Raw genomic sequence first — 17,908 nt, 5'->3', positions numbered from 1 at the left:
GTTCTGATTTAATATAATTTCATTTTAAATTAAAATATTACTCTAAAGAATATAAGAATTTGTGTATATCACTAGTTGTTTCATCTATATCGATAGTTAAATGAAGCATATCAGTTGCAATCATTTCAGATTTGCCATCAAGGGGAAATCTAGATTGTTCAATTTGGGGTACTCCCATTCCTAAAACTTTACTTACTATTGATATTATTTCGGTATTTGTAAGGTTAGTTGAAACTAATGGCAATATTTCATTCATCATAATAGTTAAATCAGAAATTGAGGCAGTTTTGAATTTTTGAAATAAAGCAGATAAAACATCTCTTTGTCTTTCTGTTCGTTTAAAGTCTCTACCTTCAGTATATCTTATTCTACAATAAGCAGAAGCTTGTGTTCCATTTAATGTTTGAAGTCCTGTATTTGTTAGCTTTTTAGTGCTTGTACCATTTTCTTTATCAATACTAGTTATATAATTATTAATATAGTTTAGTTCCTCACTTGTTATATTTAATTCAACACCACCTAGCTTATCAATTATTGTTGGTAGAGTATGTAAGCTTACATAAATAAATTTATCTACAGTAAGGTTAAAATTAGAGTTAATAGTTTTTAATATAAGTTCAGGGCCACCATAAGCCATAGTGTAATTTAAATTTTGTTTTTTACCACTTCCATCTGGTAAATCTAAATAAAGATCTCTCATAAGTGAAAATAATTTAAGTCTATTATTTTTAGTGTCAATTCCTAAAATCATAGTAGCATCAGATGCTCCATAAAGGTTATCATACTTTTCATTTTGTGTAAAATCTGTACCAAATAAAGCAATAGTAATTACGTCTTTATCTTCTTTTGCAGGTTCTTTTCCAGTTTCAGTAACCACAGTTCTATCAATTTCAACTCTTTCAATTTTTGAAGTTAAATGATTAAATGCAAATACAGTTAAAGAAATTAATATTATAAATATTATTAAAATACTTATAATGACCTTTTTGGTTGTTGATAATTTTTTCTTCATAAGTTTCCCCTTTAATTTTATTAATATAGTTAATGTAATAATTATACTATAAAAAGTAAATTTACATATAAATTTGAATAAATAATTATTTTAAAAAAACAAAATATTATATAAATTAAGGTTATTATAAAAATATAATACAAGTAAATTATTATATAAATTAAAAACTTTATTAATTAATTTAAAAAAGTTATTTTAAAGATGTTGTAATTGTTATATAATATTAATGAGGAAATAAAACTTTTGTTGGGAGGAAATTGTATATGGCAGTTTTAGTATCAGGTGGAATGGGTTACATAGGTAGTCATACAACAGTAGAGCTTTTAAATGCTGGTTATGATGTTGTAATTGCTGATGATTTAAGTAATAGTAAGGAACTTGTTAAAGATAGAATAAGAGAGATAACAGGCAAAAATGTTAAATTCTATAATGTTGATTTAACAGATGTAGAAAAGACAGAAGAAATTTTTAGAGATAATAAAATAGATTCAGTTATTCACTTTGCAGCTTTTAAAGCAGTAGGAGAATCAGTAGAAAAGCCATTAGAATATTATTATAATAATTTAACAAGTGCATTAGTAGTTTTAAAGGCTATGAAGAAATATGGATGCAGAAATTTTGTATTTAGTTCATCTGCAACTGTTTATGGAGATGCTAAGGTTGTTCCAATAACAGAGGATTCATCATTATCAACTACAAATCCATATGGAAGTACTAAGCTTATGATTGAAGATATGTTAAGAGATATTGCTAAGGCAGAACCTCAATTTAACATAGCAATTCTTAGATATTTTAATCCAGTAGGAGCTCATAAGAGTGGAATAATAGGGGAAGATCCAAATGGAATTCCTAATAATTTAATGCCTTATATAACTAAGGTTGCTATTGGTGAGTTAGAGAAGCTTAGAGTATTTGGTAATGACTATCCAACTAATGATGGAACTGGAGTAAGAGATTACATTCATGTTGTAGATTTAGCTGTAGGTCATGTTAAGGCTTTAGAAAAGTTAGCTTCTAATCCAGGGCTTGTTACTTATAATTTGGGTACTGGTAATGGATATTCAGTATTAGATGTTGTTAAGGCATTTAGTGAAGCATCAGGAAGAGAAATCCCTTATGAAATAGCACCTAGAAGAGCTGGAGATATAGCAACATGTTATGCTGATCCAAAGAAGGCTAATGAGGAATTAGGATGGAAGGCTGAAAGAGGAATCAAAGAAATGTGTGAAGACTCTTGGAGATGGCAAAGTAATAATCCTAAGGGATATAACTAAAAAGTAAAACAATTAATAGAAATAAAAAAAGTAGAGGATTTTAATATTACTATAATAAATGTTAATAGTAAATTTTAAAATCCCCTATTTTATTATACTATTTAAATATTACTTCATTTGAATATGAAAATATAGTTGAACCAGTTGCAGATGGTTGACAAACTTGAACTATGCTATTAGGCTTACAAATATCTTTTGTAATAGCAAGAGTATTGCTATCTATAAAGGTTTTTTCAACTGGTTTCCCATCAATATATATACTGCTATAATTATTGAAGTTTTCACCTTTAATTAAAATATTATTTTCATTATAATTTTCCACACTATCAATTTTTACGTCTTTAAAACCTACTCTATATTCACTTGATGGAATAAGCTTTTCATATTCAGAAGTATAATTTTTTCCATAAAGCATATCATATTCTAATTGATTAAGATATTCTATTTTAGTCTTTGTATCAAGATTGCTATTATGAAGCATGCTTAATGTTGTATTTGTTAAGGATAATTTATTTAATATTAATGAAGTAAGATCATAAGCTTCAATATCTTTATCAGTTTTAGGCAAATTAATATTATCCCATATTAGGTAAGGTGTTGATTTAAGAGTATTAATAGAAATTTCATGACTTTCTATTCCTACAGCTGGAAAGTGATCACCATAAAAAGCAATTACAGTAGGTTCATTTAATTTATCAACAGCGTCTATTAAATTGCCAACAAATTGATCCATTTCATAAACTTGATTTATATAATATTCTAAACTATTTTTATTACTTTTAGAATAATCATTAGTAATATAAATTTCTTTATCTTCTATATAATCACTAGGGTAATTTCCATGTCCTTGAACTGAAACTCCAAATACTAAATCAGGGTTATCTGTAGATGAAATTATGTTACAAATTTCATCTATTAATACACTATCTTTTGCCCATCCTACAGGTGTTTTTTCGGGAACAGCCATGCATTCAATTGGAGTAAAGCTATCAAATCCTAAGTTTTTATAAACAACATCTCTTGAATAAAATTTTCCTTCATGATTATGAAGTGCATTAGCACTATATCCTAAGTCCTTTAATGTATAAGCAAGAGATGGCACAGCTTTTTTAGATGCTATAGTGTTAAATGGAAATTCTCCAGTACCAAAGAAGTCTGTAGACATTCCAGTAATAACTTCAAATTCTGTATTTGCTGTTCCACCACCTAAAGCAGGTACAGAAAATAGTCCTGAGGTAAATTCTTGTGATAATGAATCAAAATTACTAACTGGATTTTTATTAAAGGTAACATTATTTATCCAGTTAGGATTTATAAATGATTCAAGTTGTATTAATATAATATTAGGTTTAATTATTGAATTAAAATCGTTATTATCTAATGTTAATGTTTCTATAATATTGTTATTATCTAACTTATCTGAATTTAAAGTCATTGTGTTAGAACTTTCTTCATCTAATAAAGATAATTCATCTTTTATATTATTAATGGTGTTTTTTGAATAGCCGTTAGGTTTATTTATACCAGTATTAATAACACTATTAAAAAATGAATAAGAAAATCCATATTGTTTATATCCACCAGTTATATCCCAAAAATTTTTACTTATTATATTTGATTTTAATCCATAGTTTAATATGAAAGAAAAAGCTATATAAAACAAAAATAAAAGGGATATATTTCTGAAATATTTAACTTTTATTTTTTTAGATTTAAAAAATAATAAAATTAAGGTTAGAATAATTAGCAATAAAGATATACTTATTAAAATAATATAATTTTTAGTAAGATATTGATTACTAAGTTCTAAGCCGCTTTTAATCATTCCTAAATCTGCAAAGGTTAAAGGTGTTTCTCTAAAATTAATTAAAAAACTATTAGCTATTCCTAAAATAATCCAAATTAAAGAAATCACACTAAATGAAAATACTCTTCTTTGGAATAAAAAACATGGACTTAAAGTTAATGATACAATTAATACATTGTATAAGAAGGCTTTGAAAAAATGCCTTAAAAATTCGTAAGCACCATTAATATTTCCACGAGAAAACCATTCTATTGCAAACGTTAAGATTAAAGAGTACGTAATAAAAATTAAGATTTTCATTAAAAAATCTTTTTTAAAAATTTTTTTGTAATTTTTCCACCTATTATAAATTGTCATTCTTCCACCCATTATAAATTTTTATATGTTATATATGTATTATAAATGGTAGAAATAATATATACAATGTCAAAAATTATGAGAAAATGTTAAAAATATATAAACAGCAAAGCTATAGGAAAGACTATATATTATATTAAGAAAATCAAATAAACTAATAAATTCATAAAAAATTTCAAATGAATTTCATTATATGCTATAATTACTAAGATTAGACAAAATATTATAATGTTTTTAACTAAATTTAATAAGAAAATTTTTATATTAATAAGGAGAATGTTTATGGATAAAGTTGCAGCAATTATAGTTTCCTATAATCCTGATAATAATTTATTAGATAGTGTAAATTTGCTTATAAATCAGGTAGAAAAAATAATAATTGTGGATAATGGATCTGAAAATAAAAAGAAAAAAGATATAAATTTAATTAAGGATATAGATAAACAAAAAATAAATGTAATATCTAATGAAGAAAACTTAGGTATTGCTACGGCTTTAAATATAGGAGTTAAGCAAGCTTTAAAAGATGGATATGATTGGGTATTAACCATGGATCAAGATAGTAAAGCTAGTTCTAATATGATTGAAAAAATGCTTGAGGTATACAATAATATAGATAAAACTGAAAGGGATAATATATTAAGTATTTTTCCTAACTTTGTTGATGAAAGAGTTCAATCTATTGAAGAAAATTCTAATATGGATTCTTATGAGTATGTAGATGCAGATATTACATCAGGTAATCTTTTAAAAGCAGAAGTTTTTGATAAGGTTGGTTTTTTTGATGATAGTTTGTTTATAGATTTAGTTGATACTGATTTTTGTATGAGATTAAATGAAAAAAATATTAAAATGATAAAGGTAAGAGATGCTATTCTTTATCATAGTTTAGGGGAAAGTAAATCAGTAAAAAGTGGATTTTTAAAGTTTAATACATCTAATCATTCAGCTTTAAGAAGATATTATATGACAAGAAACAGATTTTATACTTGGGAAAAATATAAAGACTTAGATAGTTTTACTTTAAATAGAGATAAAAATTTATTTAAAAAGGAATTTGTAAAGATTATTTTAGGTGAAAAGGATAAAGTAAATAAAATAAGGATGGTTTTCAAAGGATATAAAGATTATAAAAAAGGCATTAGAGGCAAACTAAAATAGAGTAATTAAAAGGAGAAGAAATATGCTAGGAATAGTAATTGCTAATTGGAATGGTGAAAAATTAATTGATAAATGTCTTCTAAGTTTAGAAAATCAATCTTTTAAGGACTTTAAAGTTTATATAATTGATAATGATTCTAAAGATAATTCTAAAAAAGTGATTAGAAGTTATAGCAAGAGATTAAATATAGATTTAATAGAAATGAGTTATAATAGTGGTTTTGCCCCAGCTAATAATATTGGAATAAAAAAAGCTATTAATGATGGATGTGATTATATTTTAACATTAAATAATGATGTTGAAGTTCCAGTAAATTCTTTAAAAAATGCTATGAATGAAATATATAGTAATGAAGAGTTTGATGTATTTCAATTATTTATGATAAATTATTTTAATAAAAACGTTTGTGATGCAGCAGGTTTGAAATTTAAAAAGGATTTAATTCCAGTTCAAGTAGGATTTAAAGAAAGTGTATCAGATATCTTAAGTAAAGATAATATAATCATAGATGGAGTATGTGCCGGAGCTGCAATTTATTCAACAAGAGCACTAGAAAAAGTAAAGCTAGATAATAATAACTATTTTGATAGCAATTTTTTTGCATATTTTGAAGATGTTGATTTATCTTTAAGGCTTAAGTCAGCAGGATTTAAGTTTAAATTATTAAGAGAAAGCATTGTATATCATATGCATTCAGCAACTGGTAGTAAAACAAGTGGATTTAAGGAATATTATTTAACAAGAAATTTATTTATGTATACTAAAAGAAATCAAACTATTGAGGATTATAAATCACATAAAAAGGAATATTATATAAGGTTTTTAAAAACTCTTATAAAAAATATAAATAATTTTAATGCTATAAAATCTACTTTAAAAGGATTAAATGATGGTTTAAAAGAAAGTAAAAAAATCGAATATTTGAAGAACTAAACAAGGAGGCATTATTGTGAGAAAAATAGTAAAGGCGATGAGAAAAGTTATTTATTTAAGAGATCAAAGTAACTTTAAAAGATATATAAATAACTTATTGGAAGAAGTAGATTTTACTCCAATTGTAAATAAATTACCAAAACAAATAAAAAGTATAACATTTGTTATACCAGGAATGCCTGCTTTTAGTGGAGGACATACATCTATATTAAGGTTAGGGACAGAACTTAGTAAAAGGGGTTATGATGTAGGATATGTTTCTTTTGCACCTCAAAATATAGGTGATATGAAGAAAAATGCAGAGATAAATTTAAGCAATTATAAGGGAAATATTATTGGTGATGATATTACAAAAGTAAAGAGTGATATAGTAATCGCCACATCATGGGAATCTGTGTATTATTCAAGAAAAATGAGTGGATATAAAATGTATTTTATACAGGATTATGAACCATATTTTAATTTATATGGAGAGAGTTATATTATGGCTCAAAAAAGTTATGAAGTTGGATACCATATGGTTAGTTTGGGAAAATGGAATAAACATATGATAGAAAAGGAATGTTTCGTAAATTCAAAATTAGACTTTATTACTTTCCCTTATGAAAGTAAGGAGTATTTTGCAAAGAAAAGAGATTTTGATTCATATAAGGATAAAAAAGAATTTAATTTTGCTGTATATATTAAAGATGTTGGTAAAAGAGCTCCATATTTAATTCAATATTTACTTACGAAATTAAAAAATGATTTTAGCAAAGAAGATATCAGCATAAATATTAAATATTATGGTGAGGATAAGAATTTTAAATGTGAAGGTGGAGAAAACTTAGGGAAATTAAATAAGAGTGAACTATTAAATTTATATAATAATTCAGACTTTGGATTAGTTGCATCATTAACAAATATTTCATTAGTACCTTATGAAATGTTAGCTACAGGTTTACCAGTAATAGAGTTTAAAGAGGGTACTTTTGAGTATTTTTTCCCGGAAAACACTGCTATTATAACTTCTTTTGATTATAATGAATTTTACAAACAAGTTAAAGAGGTAATTAACAATCCAAAAAGATTAAAGGACATGAATCAAAATTCAATAAAATTTTTAAAGAAATTAAGTTGGGAAAAAACTACAGATGAATTTGTTAAAATTTTAGAAGGTATCAACGAAAGAAGAGGAGAGTAATATGGCAAGAAGTGTTAGGACAAATTACTTATATAATTTGATATATCAAATTACTGCTATTTTATTGCCTTTGATAACTATGCCATATGTATCTAGAGTATTAGGTCCACAAGGTGTAGGAACTAATAGCTTAACTAATGCAAATACACAATATTTTATGTTACTTGGAACACTTGGAATAACTATGTATGCTACTAAAAAAATTGCTACAGTTAGAGAGAATAGACGAAAATTAAGGCAAACTTTTTGGGAAATATTTTCAATTCAGTTTATTGGTTGTATGATTTCTTATATTATATTTGTATTAGTATTAGGTATTAGAAGTTCTTTAGGATTATATTATATGTTGCAAGGATTCTTTATTTTATCTAGTGCAATAGATATATCATGGTATTTTGTTGGAATAGAGGATTTTAAAAATGCATCAATAAGAAGTTTTTTAGTTAAAATTATATCTGTATTTTTAATATTTATTTTTGTAAAAGATAGTAATGATTTATGGCAATATATTCTTATAAATAGTTTAACTATGTTTATTGGTCAATTTGTAATGTGGATATATGTAGATAAGAGTACTTTTTCTTTTAAGTCTTTAGATAAATTAAAGTTAAGAAGACATATAACTCCTATTTTAGTTCTTTTTATACCTCAAGTAGCAACACAAATTTACACAGTTTTAGATAAAACTATGTTAGGTGTATTTTCACCTACTGTAGAGGTAGGATATTATGATCAATCTCAAAAGATTGTTAGAATATTACTTACAATATTGACTTCCTTAGGTACAGTAATGATGCCTAGGATAGCTAGTTTAATTAGTAAAAATCAACACGATATAGTAAAGAATACTCTTAAAAAATCATTTACTATTATAAGCTTTCTAGCGATACCAATTGCATTTGGAATAATGGGGGTAAGTGATAGGTTTATTCCTATGTTTTTTGGATATGAGTATCTTAGTGTTATACCTTTGTTAAAGATATCTTCAATTCTAGTAATAATAATTGGAGTAGGAAATGTTTTTGGTACACAATATATGATAGCTGTAGGAAAAAATAAAGAATATACAATTTCAGTTTGTGTTGGTGCTGCTGTTAACTTTATTCTTAATTTAATTTTAATTCCTAAGTTTTCAGCTTTAGGGGCAGTAATTGCAACAGTATCTGCAGAATTTTCAATTGCATTAATTCAATTATGGTATTCGAGAGAAATAGTAGATATTTCTTGGATTAAAGAAACATATAAGTATTGGATTTCAGGAATAGTTATGTTAATAATAGTTTCTTTTTTAGGTGAAGGAACTTATAGAAATATTTTTATATTGGCAAGACAAATAATAATTGGTTCTATAGTATATTTTGGAATTTTAATATTATTAAAAGATAATATTATTAAGAATTTTTTTAATTTATTAAAATCAAAACTAAAGAAAACAATCAATTAGGAGTTTTATATAATAATATTATAATTTTTAAATATTTACATTAGGAAGAGAGAATTTTATATATGGAAAAACTAGTTTCTATAGCGATAGTTAATTGGAATGGGGAAAAATACTTATATAAGTGTATAAAATCATTATTAAATCAAAATTATAAAAATATAGAAATAATAGTGATAGATAATGATTCTACAGATAATTCTGTAAAAATAATTGAAGAAAATTTTTTAGATAATGTTAAATTATTTAAAAATAAAAATACGGGATATGCTGGTGGAGCAAATAAGGGAATTGAATTATCAAAAGGTGACTATGTTATAATAGCTAATCCTGATATTGTTTTTGGAGAAAATTATATAGAAAATTGCATTAAAAAGTTTAAAGAAGATATTACTATTGGGGCAGTAACAGGAAAGCTTCTTAAATATGACTTTGATAATGATAAAAAATTAAACATAATTGATTCTGCAGGAATATCCTTTAATCATTACAGACAAGGAATTGATATTGGACAAAATGAAGCTGATGAAGGCAAATATGAAAAAGATAAAAGAGTATTTGGGGTTTGTGGAGCCGCTGCCGTTTTCAAGAAAGAAGTATTAGAAAAAATAAAAATTAATGGTGAATATTTTGATAATGATTTTTTTGCATATAAAGAAGATATAGATATTTGCTGGAGATTAAATCTTTATGGATTTAAATGTTATTATGTACATGATGCAATTGCTTATCATGGAAGAGGAATGAATAGCAGTAAAGGAATAATAAACACTATAAAAAATAGAAGAAGTCAGTCGGAATTTTTAAAGGGTATTTCTTTTAGAAATCACTATTTAATGATTATAAAAAATGAAACAAGTTATGCCTTTAAAAAAGACAAGAGTAAAATATATATAGGCTTAATGAAATACCTAGTATTTTTTACGATATTTGATTGGAAATGTTTAAAATATGTTAAAGAAATTAAAGTTAAAAAAAGCTTAATGGAAGATAAAAGATGTCAAATATTAAAAAATATAAATATATCTGATAAAGAAATATATAAATTATTTGATTTATAAATATGGAGGTATAATCCTTGAATAGTGTAGCAGCAGTTATTATAACTTATAATGTAGAAAATGATTTTAAAAAGCGTATCAATAAGCTTAAAGGAAAAGTAGATGAAATTATAGTTGTTGATAATGGTTCTAAAGATAAAACAATTAGTATGTTAAAAGAACTTGAAAGAGAAACTACTATAATATATTTGGAAGAAAATAAAGGAATAGCATATGCCTTAAATAAGGGAATAAATTATTCAATAAAAAAAGGATATAACTGGATATTAACTTTGGATCATGATAGTATTATTACAGATGACATGATTAAAAATATGTTAAATTGTTATGAAAGTTTTGATGAAGATTTCAAAGAAAAGGTAGCAATGCTTGTACCGATACATGTTGAGGAAAAGGAATATAAAAGCAATGCTAGTAGTATCACTCAAGTTTCATCAGTTTCTTATAGGGAGGTGTTAACAGAAATTACTTCGGGAGCATTAACAAAAGCTGAAATATATAAAAATATAGGAATGTATGATGAAAGATTATTCATTGATTTAGTGGATCATGATTATTGTTTATATTTAAATAAGAAAGGTTTTAAAATAATACAAGTTAAGTCAGCTATTTTAATACACAATTTAGGAGAGAGTGTGAAAAAAAGTTTGCTTGGACTAAAAATGACACCTACTAACCACAGTCCTTTAAGAAGATATTACATGAGTAGAAATAGACATTATATCTGGGATAAATACAAAAATGATTTTCCTAAATGGGTATTGAAGGATAAAAGAAGATTTATCACTGAGAATTTAAAAATCATTTTATTTGAAGATAGTAAAATAGAAAAATTTAAATACATTAGAAATGGGATAAAAGATTATAAAAATAATGTGTTTGGTGAATTTAAAAATAATAAATAAAATAGAGGGGAGAAAAAGATGGAAGGTAAAAAAGATGCTATAAGAAATGTTTTTAATGTGGTTACAGCATTAATTTTTATTGAATTTGTATTAGGGGGACTTGGTCATATATTAAATCTTCCAATTAGAAAGGGATTATTTGCAGTAGGAATACTTTTCTCATTATATATGATTTTTAGAGAAAGAATAAAAATTGAAAAAAGATTTTTAATTCCTATTATTGTAGTATGTATATATATTGCATATGGTAGTATTATTGGATTAATTAATGGTAATAGTTTTGGTGATATATTTTCAGATGTAAATTCGTTTTTAGGAGTATTATATATACTTCTTTTAATAGTTTATGTAAGAGGTAAAAGCGAAAATATTAGTAAGATATTAAATATATTTGTAAATTGTGCAACTATAGTAGCTGTTATAACAATTGCTTTGTTTGTAATAAGTAGAATTTATTTACCTAATGATTTGCATATAATAGCAATTTATAATGATTTAAACACTAAATTACAGTATGGACTTATAAGTGGATTAGTATTATCTAATAATTATGCTAGAGTATATTTATATAATGGGATTTTTATGCAACTTGCAGTAGCAATAATATTTATTAAATTATTTAATAAAGAAAAAAATATATTTGGAATATTAAAATTAGCAATTCTTTTAATTGGAATATATGTATCAAATACAAGAGGTTTTTGGCTTGGAACAATAGGTGTAGTATTTTTATCATTTGCTTATTATTTATGGAGAGTTAAAAAGTATAAATTAACTATAAAAAATGTTTTAATTGCTATAATACCATTAATTTTAGTAGCAATTATATTACCTAAGACTATAGTATCTGTAAGTCCAGAGCAAAATTTACCACAATCATCTGGCAGTATAAAAGATAGAGTAGAGTCTATTACAGATTTTGAAAATGATGAGTCTAATAAAGTTAGAGCAATTCAACTTAGATTTTTAGTTGATAAGATAAAGGAAAAACCAGTTTTAGGATGGGGATTTGGTTCTCATATTTATGAGTATCCTCAATATATGCAAGATAATGGTCTTCAACCTGTTAGCAGTAGTAGCTTTGAACTTTATTATGTAGAATTATTATTTAAAACAGGAGTAATTGGAGTATTAATATTCTTTGGATACTTAATATATAATTTTGTTAAGTTATTAATTATTTTATTTAAGAAGGGGTTAAAACAAAAAGATGAACAGATGTTAGTAGGGTGGACAATAGGAACTATGTCAATTTTAGCATCATCAATTACAAATCCATATATTGCAGGTTTATCAGTATTCTTTGTTTTAGTTATGGAAGTTTATTTGATACAACTATATGATTAAAAGATTTAAAATTTTATATATAATTTATTAAGATTTAATTAAGGTGCACAGTATAGTGCGCCTTTTATATTGACATTAATATTATTAAATAGTAAGATTTACTTTATGTATGACTATAATTAGAAATTAATCTAAATTTAAGGTATAATAAACATAAAAAACTTAAAAATTGTAGAAAAAGTGCTACTATATGGAATAAAAATAAGGTAGTATAGAGAGGGTTATTATAATTTTAAGGAGGTTCAAATGGGAATTAATTATATAAAAATTAAATATTAATTTTTATATTATAGTAATTATAAAGGAATTTGATAATAATAAATATATGGGAGTATTAACGGAGATTCATATGGAGTGTGATAATATGACTAGTTTTAGAGTTAATGATATGGGAGATGACAAAAGAGGAATAAAGGTTTATTTGTTTTTTAAAAGATTTATAGATATAGTTGGTTCGTTAGTAGGATTAATAATATTAAGTCCGATTTTTCTTATTGTTACAATAGCTATAAAATTAGACTCAAAGGGTCCAGTAATATTTGGCCATACTAGAAAAGGAATAGGTGGAAAAGATATAAAGGTTTATAAATTTAGAACTATGTATCAAAATTCTCAAGAGATATTTGATAATTTTACAAAAGAACAAAAGGAAGAGTTTTATAAAAATTTTAAATTAGAAAATGATCCTAGAGTTACTAAGGTAGGGGATTTTTTAAGAAGAACAAGTATAGATGAATTACCACAGTTAATAAACATATTAAATGGTACTATGAGCATAGTTGGACCTAGGCCAATAGTTGAAAAAGAAGTAGCACTTTATGGAAAATATGCACCTAAATTATTTTCAGTTGTTCCTGGGCTTACGGGATACTGGCAAGCTAATGGAAGAAGTGATACTACATATGAGGAAAGAATTAAAATGGATATGTATTATATAGATAATAGAAGTTTGTGGTTAGATTTAAAAATAATTTTTAAAACCTTTGGTTCTGTAATTAGAGGTGAAGGCGCTATTTAAGACATATAAAGTCGGAGGAAAAATAAATGAAAATATCCATAATATGTCCTCTTTATAATGCTGAAAATTATATTGAAGATTTATATTTAAGCATTATAAAGCAAAAAGATGTTTGTATTGCAGAAATAAAGTTTATTTTAACTGAATCAAGTGATAATACAGAAGATAAATTGAAAAAATTACAATGTAGATATAAGAAAATTTCAAAAAAAGAATTTTCGCATAGCTTAGTAAGAGAAAAAGCAGCATTTGAATCTACTGGTGAAATAATAGTATTTATAACTCAAGATATAAAAATAGTAGATGAATACTGGTTATATTATTTAACAAAAGATATAATTGATGGTAAATGTGAAGCTGCGTTTAGTAGACAAATAGGATATGAAGAACACAAGATAGAAAAGTATACTAGAGAAATAAACTATCCAAATGAAAAAAGAATTGTAAGTAAAAGTGATATTGAAAGATTAGGACTTATGACCTTTTTCTTTTCAGATGCTTCAAGTGCTATTTCTAAAGAAATATTTATGAAATTAAATGGATATGATAATAAAAATTTACCTACCAATGAAGATATGTATTTTGCATATAAACTTATTATGAATGGTTATAAAATTGAATATGCAGCAGAATCTAAAATAATTCATTCCCATGATTTGTCCTTTAAGGAAACTTTAAAAAGATATGGGGATATTGGTAAATTTTTTGATGAAAATAAATATTTAAAAGAATATAGTGCAGGAGAGCGTGGACTTACTGTTCTTAAATATATAGCAAAGAGAAGTTTAGAAGATAAAAAACCGTTAATTATTGCAGATGCAATAATTAATTTTGGAGCAAGATTTATAGGAATGAAATTTACAAAAAAATAAAAAGTGAGGTATTTTTATGAAGGGTATAATATTAGCAGGAGGGTCAGGAACAAGACTATATCCAGTAACAAAGGCAATGTCAAAACAAATGGTGCCAATATATGATAAACCAATGATATATTATCCAATGTCAGTATTAATGTTGGCAGGAATAAGAGATATTTTAATAATATCAACACCAAGAGATATAGTTAACTTTAAAGAACTATTTAAAGATGGATCAGAATATGGTTTAAATATTGAATATGCAATTCAAGAACAACCAAATGGATTAGCAGAAGCATTTATAATTGGAGAAAAGTTCATAGGTAATGATAACGTAGCAATGATATTAGGAGACAATATATTCTACGGGCAAGGTTTTAGTGAACATTTAAAAGATGCAGCTAAGTTAAAAAATGGTGCAATGGTATTTGGATACTATGTTCAAGATCCAAGAGCATTTGGAGTAGTAGGTTTTGATGAAAATGGAAAAGTAACTTCATTAGAAGAAAAGCCAGAGAATCCAAAATCAAAATATGCAGTACCAGGACTTTACTTCTATGATAATTCAGTAGTAGCAAAGGCAAAAGCGTTAAAGCCATCACCAAGAGGTGAACTTGAAATAACTGATTTAAATAAAGAATATATGGAAGAAGGAACATTAAGAGTAGATTTATTAGGCAGAGGAATGGCGTGGCTAGATACAGGAACTCATGAATCAATGCTTAAAGCATCAAACTTTGTTGAAGCAGTACAAACTACTCAAGGAACATTTATAGCTTGTTTAGAAGAAATTGCTTATAGACAAGGATGGATTTCAAAAGATGAAGTTAGAAAGTTAGCTAAGCCTTTAATGAAAACAGAGTATGGAAAATATTTAATAGATATAATTGAGGAGTAAAGATAATGGTTGAAGTAGGAAATTTCAAATTTATAGAAACTAAAATACCAGATTTATATATAGTTGAACCAAAAGTATTTGGAGACGCTAGGGGATATTTTATGGAAAGCTATAATAAAGAGCATTTTGATAAAGCTGGATTAACAATGACTTTCGTACAAGATAATGAATCAAGATCAAAAAAAGGTGTTTTAAGAGGACTACATTTCCAAACTAAGCATACTCAAGGGAAACTTGTAAGATGTACAGAAGGTGAAGTTTGGGATGTTGCTGTTGATTTAAGAAAAGGATCACCTACATATGGGCAATGGGAAGGTGTATATTTAAGTTCAGAAAATAAGAGACAATTTTATGTACCAGAAGGATTTGCTCATGGATTCGTAGTATTATCAGAAACTGCAACATTTAACTATAAATGTACAGATTTCTATTCACCAGAACATGATGGTGGACTTCTATGGAACGATGAAGACGTTGCAGTAGAATGGCCATTAGAAGGAATTGAAGAAGTTTTACTATCAGAAAAAGATAAAAAGCAAAAAACATTTAAAGAATTAGATTTACCATTTGTTTATAAGTAAGAATAAAAATCTTTGATTTTTTAACTTAAGGTAGTGGAGGTTATCACGTGAAAATATTAATAACTGGTTCAAATGGACAATTAGGAAATGAACTTCAAAAGATAATAGCTACTGGAACAGCAGAAATTGGATCTGTTTCAGATGAGATTAAAACATCAGAAGTTTTTGCAATGGATGTAGATAAATTAGATATAACTAATTTAGAGCAAGTAAAAATAGTTTTAAAAGAAATAAAGCCAGATGTAGTTATAAATTGTGCAGCAGCAACAAATGTTGATGGATGTGAAGCAAATAAAGATTTAGCTTTAAAAATAAATGCACTAGGGGCTAGAAACTTAGCTATGGTTTGTGAAGAAATAGGAGCTAAAATAGTTCAAGTTTCAACTGATTACGTATTTAGAGGTGTTGGTGATACACCATTAAATGAAGCAGATATAGTTGATCCAGTAAGTTCTTATGGAAAAACTAAACTTTTAGGTGAAGAATTTGTAAGAGAATTTTCATCAAAATACTATATAGTTAGAACAGCTTGGCTTTATGGATATGTAGGACATAACTTTGTTTATACAATGATGAAGTTAGGAAAAGATAGAGAAAACTTAAGTGTTGTAAATGATCAACTTGGAAATCCTACACATGCTAATGATTTAGCATATCATATATTAAAACTTATAGAAACAGAAGAATACGGAATATATCACTGCACAGGAAAAGGAGAATGTAGTTGGTATGACTTTGCATCAGAAATAATGAAGCTTTCAGGAAGAAATTGCAAAGTAAATCCATGTACTTCAGAAGAATATAAAGAAATGTATCCTAATTCAGCAGATAGACCAGCATATTCATCACTTGACAATATGATGCTTAGATGCACAGTTGGAGATGAAATGAGAGATTGGAAAGAAGCATTAAAAACTTTCATGGATAACGTTGAAAAATAATTAAAAAATTATAAATAAAAACTTAAACTTTTAAAAGATATAAGGAGAACTAAATTATGAAAACTTATTTAGTAACTGGTGGAGCAGGATTTATAGGCTCAAACTTTGTATTATACATGTTAAACAAATATGAAGATATAAGAATAATTAACTTAGATAAATTAACATATGCAGGAAACTTAGAAAACTTAAAATCAATTCAAGATGATCCAAGACACATATTTGTACATGGAGATATATGTGATAATGAACTAGTTAATTCATTATTTGAAAAACATGAAATAGATTATGTTGCACACTTTGCAGCAGAATCACATGTTGATAGAAGTATAAAAGAACCAGAAATATTTGCAAAGACAAATGTTCTTGGAACAGTAAACTTATTAAACTGTGCAAAAGCAGCATGGGAAAAAGAAGATGGAACATGGAAAGAAGGAGTTAAGTTCTTACACGTTTCAACAGATGAAGTATATGGTTCATTAGGAGATACAGGATACTTTATGGAAACAACTCCACTTGATCCACACAGCCCATATTCATCAAGTAAAGCAGGATCAGACTTAATGGTTAAGGCTTACCATGATACTTACAAGATGCCAATGAACATAACAAGATGTTCAAACAACTATGGACCATTCCAATTCCCAGAAAAATTAATACCGTTACTAATAAACAATTGTTTATCTCATAAAGATTTACCAGTATATGGAGATGGAATGAACATAAGGGACTGGTTATATGTTGAAGATCACGCTAAAGCTATAGATATGGTTATAAATAATGGTAGAGATGGTGAAGTGTATAACGTTGGTGGACACAATGAAAGAACTAACATAACAATAGTTAAGACAGTAATTGCTTACTTAAATGAAAATGTAGATAAAGCAGTAACAGAAAACTTAATTAAATATGTTGAAGACAGAAAAGGTCACGATAGAAGATATGGAATAGATCCAACAAAGATTAAAGATGAATTAGGATGGTATCCTGAAACTACATTTGAAGTAGGAATTAAGAAAACTATTCAATGGTATTTAGATAACCAAGAATGGATGAAGAATGTTACTTCAGGTGAATACATGAATTATTATAATGAAATGTATAAGTAATTTAAAATAATTTTATAAAGCT

Annotated in this window: 16 protein-coding genes; 14 read left to right on the top strand and 2 right to left on the bottom strand. The window is 25.9% G+C overall.

Translation table 11 applies throughout. The features are described 5' to 3' along the window. Nucleotides 1-37 precede the first annotated feature (37 nt). Nucleotides 38-1,012, bottom strand: a complete 975-nt coding sequence (locus tag QZ321_RS07240) for an LCP family protein (RefSeq protein WP_291747146.1) — start codon at nucleotides 1,010-1,012, stop codon at nucleotides 38-40. A gap of 263 nt (nucleotides 1,013-1,275) precedes the next feature. Here QZ321_RS07240 and galE point away from each other — a divergent pair, with 263 nt between their 5' ends. Then, the gene (gene galE / locus QZ321_RS07235; protein WP_291747143.1) at nucleotides 1,276-2,286 is read left to right on the top strand and encodes a UDP-glucose 4-epimerase GalE; all 1,011 of its coding nucleotides are present in this window, start codon (nucleotides 1,276-1,278) and stop codon (nucleotides 2,284-2,286) included. Nucleotides 2,287-2,383: 97 nt separating this feature from the next. Here the strand turns inward: galE and QZ321_RS07230 are convergent, their stop codons facing one another. Continuing rightward, complete coding sequence (locus QZ321_RS07230; protein ID WP_291747141.1) at nucleotides 2,384-4,450, bottom strand: LTA synthase family protein; 2,067 nt, start codon at nucleotides 4,448-4,450, stop codon at nucleotides 2,384-2,386. A gap of 282 nt (nucleotides 4,451-4,732) precedes the next feature. Here QZ321_RS07230 and QZ321_RS07225 point away from each other — a divergent pair, with 282 nt between their 5' ends. From QZ321_RS07225 to rfbB, 13 genes are all read left to right on the top strand, one after another. Continuing rightward, a complete protein-coding gene (locus tag QZ321_RS07225; protein ID WP_291747138.1) occupies nucleotides 4,733-5,611 on the top strand; it encodes a glycosyltransferase family 2 protein in 879 nt (292 codons plus the stop codon). Nucleotides 5,612-5,633: 22 nt separating this feature from the next. After that, complete coding sequence (locus QZ321_RS07220) at nucleotides 5,634-6,545, top strand: glycosyltransferase family 2 protein (protein ID WP_291747136.1); 912 nt, start codon at nucleotides 5,634-5,636, stop codon at nucleotides 6,543-6,545. A 16-nt stretch (nucleotides 6,546-6,561) separates the two neighbouring features. Then, nucleotides 6,562-7,728 carry a glycosyltransferase gene (locus tag QZ321_RS07215; RefSeq protein ID WP_291747132.1) on the top strand — a complete coding sequence of 389 codons (1,167 nt, stop codon included), beginning with the start codon at nucleotides 6,562-6,564 and terminating at the stop codon, nucleotides 7,726-7,728. Nucleotide 7,729: 1 nt separating this feature from the next. Continuing rightward, complete coding sequence (locus QZ321_RS07210) at nucleotides 7,730-9,172, top strand: flippase (RefSeq protein WP_291747130.1); 1,443 nt, start codon at nucleotides 7,730-7,732, stop codon at nucleotides 9,170-9,172. A 62-nt stretch (nucleotides 9,173-9,234) separates the two neighbouring features. Further along, entirely contained in the window at nucleotides 9,235-10,230 is a 996-nt protein-coding gene (locus QZ321_RS07205) for a glycosyltransferase family 2 protein (protein ID WP_291747128.1), read from the top strand. Nucleotides 10,231-10,247: 17 nt separating this feature from the next. Further along, a complete protein-coding gene (locus QZ321_RS07200; protein ID WP_291747125.1) occupies nucleotides 10,248-11,135 on the top strand; it encodes a glycosyltransferase family 2 protein in 888 nt (295 codons plus the stop codon). 18 nt (nucleotides 11,136-11,153) lie between these two features. Beyond that, nucleotides 11,154-12,482, top strand: coding sequence for an O-antigen ligase family protein (locus QZ321_RS07195; protein ID WP_291747122.1), 1,329 nt, complete (start codon nucleotides 11,154-11,156; stop codon nucleotides 12,480-12,482). A gap of 388 nt (nucleotides 12,483-12,870) precedes the next feature. Continuing rightward, nucleotides 12,871-13,500, top strand: coding sequence for a sugar transferase (locus QZ321_RS07190; protein ID WP_291747290.1), 630 nt, complete (start codon nucleotides 12,871-12,873; stop codon nucleotides 13,498-13,500). 26 nt (nucleotides 13,501-13,526) lie between these two features. After that, complete coding sequence (locus QZ321_RS07185; RefSeq protein ID WP_291747120.1) at nucleotides 13,527-14,372, top strand: glycosyltransferase; 846 nt, start codon at nucleotides 13,527-13,529, stop codon at nucleotides 14,370-14,372. Between the two features lie 16 nt (nucleotides 14,373-14,388). Then, a complete protein-coding gene (rfbA, locus tag QZ321_RS07180) occupies nucleotides 14,389-15,255 on the top strand; it encodes a glucose-1-phosphate thymidylyltransferase RfbA (protein ID WP_291742244.1) in 867 nt (288 codons plus the stop codon). A gap of 5 nt (nucleotides 15,256-15,260) precedes the next feature. Further along, the gene (gene rfbC / locus QZ321_RS07175; RefSeq protein ID WP_291742246.1) at nucleotides 15,261-15,836 is read left to right on the top strand and encodes a dTDP-4-dehydrorhamnose 3,5-epimerase; all 576 of its coding nucleotides are present in this window, start codon (nucleotides 15,261-15,263) and stop codon (nucleotides 15,834-15,836) included. Between the two features lie 47 nt (nucleotides 15,837-15,883). Beyond that, nucleotides 15,884-16,777: a dTDP-4-dehydrorhamnose reductase gene (rfbD, locus tag QZ321_RS07170; protein ID WP_291747117.1), complete on the top strand. Its 894-nt coding sequence runs from the start codon at nucleotides 15,884-15,886 to the stop codon at nucleotides 16,775-16,777. Nucleotides 16,778-16,833: 56 nt separating this feature from the next. After that, nucleotides 16,834-17,886, top strand: coding sequence for a dTDP-glucose 4,6-dehydratase (rfbB, locus tag QZ321_RS07165; protein WP_291747114.1), 1,053 nt, complete (start codon nucleotides 16,834-16,836; stop codon nucleotides 17,884-17,886). Nucleotides 17,887-17,908: the final 22 nt, after the last annotated feature.

The organism is uncultured Clostridium sp., assembly GCF_910588715.1.
In the GTDB taxonomy this organism is placed as follows: Bacteria; Bacillota; Clostridia; order Clostridiales; family Clostridiaceae; genus Clostridium.
The sequence above is the reverse complement of the archived record's forward strand: the minus strand, read 5'-3'. Positions and strand labels throughout refer to the sequence as shown.

Bases quoted from the DNA above. Each gene is read 5' to 3' on its own strand.
- QZ321_RS07210 (WP_291747130.1), top strand. From the start codon at position 7,730: ATGGCAAGAAGTGTTAGGACAAATTACTTATATAATTTGATATATCAA.
- QZ321_RS07195 (WP_291747122.1), top strand. From the start codon at position 11,154: ATGGAAGGTAAAAAAGATGCTATAAGAAATGTTTTTAATGTGGTTACA.
- rfbA (WP_291742244.1), top strand. From the start codon at position 14,389: ATGAAGGGTATAATATTAGCAGGAGGGTCAGGAACAAGACTATATCCA.
- QZ321_RS07225 (WP_291747138.1), top strand. From the start codon at position 4,733: ATGGATAAAGTTGCAGCAATTATAGTTTCCTATAATCCTGATAATAAT.
- QZ321_RS07220 (WP_291747136.1), top strand. From the start codon at position 5,634: ATGCTAGGAATAGTAATTGCTAATTGGAATGGTGAAAAATTAATTGAT.
- rfbB (WP_291747114.1), top strand. From the start codon at position 16,834: ATGAAAACTTATTTAGTAACTGGTGGAGCAGGATTTATAGGCTCAAAC.
- rfbC (WP_291742246.1), top strand. From the start codon at position 15,261: ATGGTTGAAGTAGGAAATTTCAAATTTATAGAAACTAAAATACCAGAT.
- QZ321_RS07185 (WP_291747120.1), top strand. From the start codon at position 13,527: ATGAAAATATCCATAATATGTCCTCTTTATAATGCTGAAAATTATATT.
- galE (WP_291747143.1), top strand. From the start codon at position 1,276: ATGGCAGTTTTAGTATCAGGTGGAATGGGTTACATAGGTAGTCATACA.
- QZ321_RS07190 (WP_291747290.1), top strand. From the start codon at position 12,871: ATGGGAGATGACAAAAGAGGAATAAAGGTTTATTTGTTTTTTAAAAGA.
- QZ321_RS07205 (WP_291747128.1), top strand. From the start codon at position 9,235: ATGGAAAAACTAGTTTCTATAGCGATAGTTAATTGGAATGGGGAAAAA.
- QZ321_RS07240 (WP_291747146.1), bottom strand. From the start codon at position 1,012: ATGAAGAAAAAATTATCAACAACCAAAAAGGTCATTATAAGTATTTTA.
- QZ321_RS07230 (WP_291747141.1), bottom strand. From the start codon at position 4,450: ATGACAATTTATAATAGGTGGAAAAATTACAAAAAAATTTTTAAAAAA.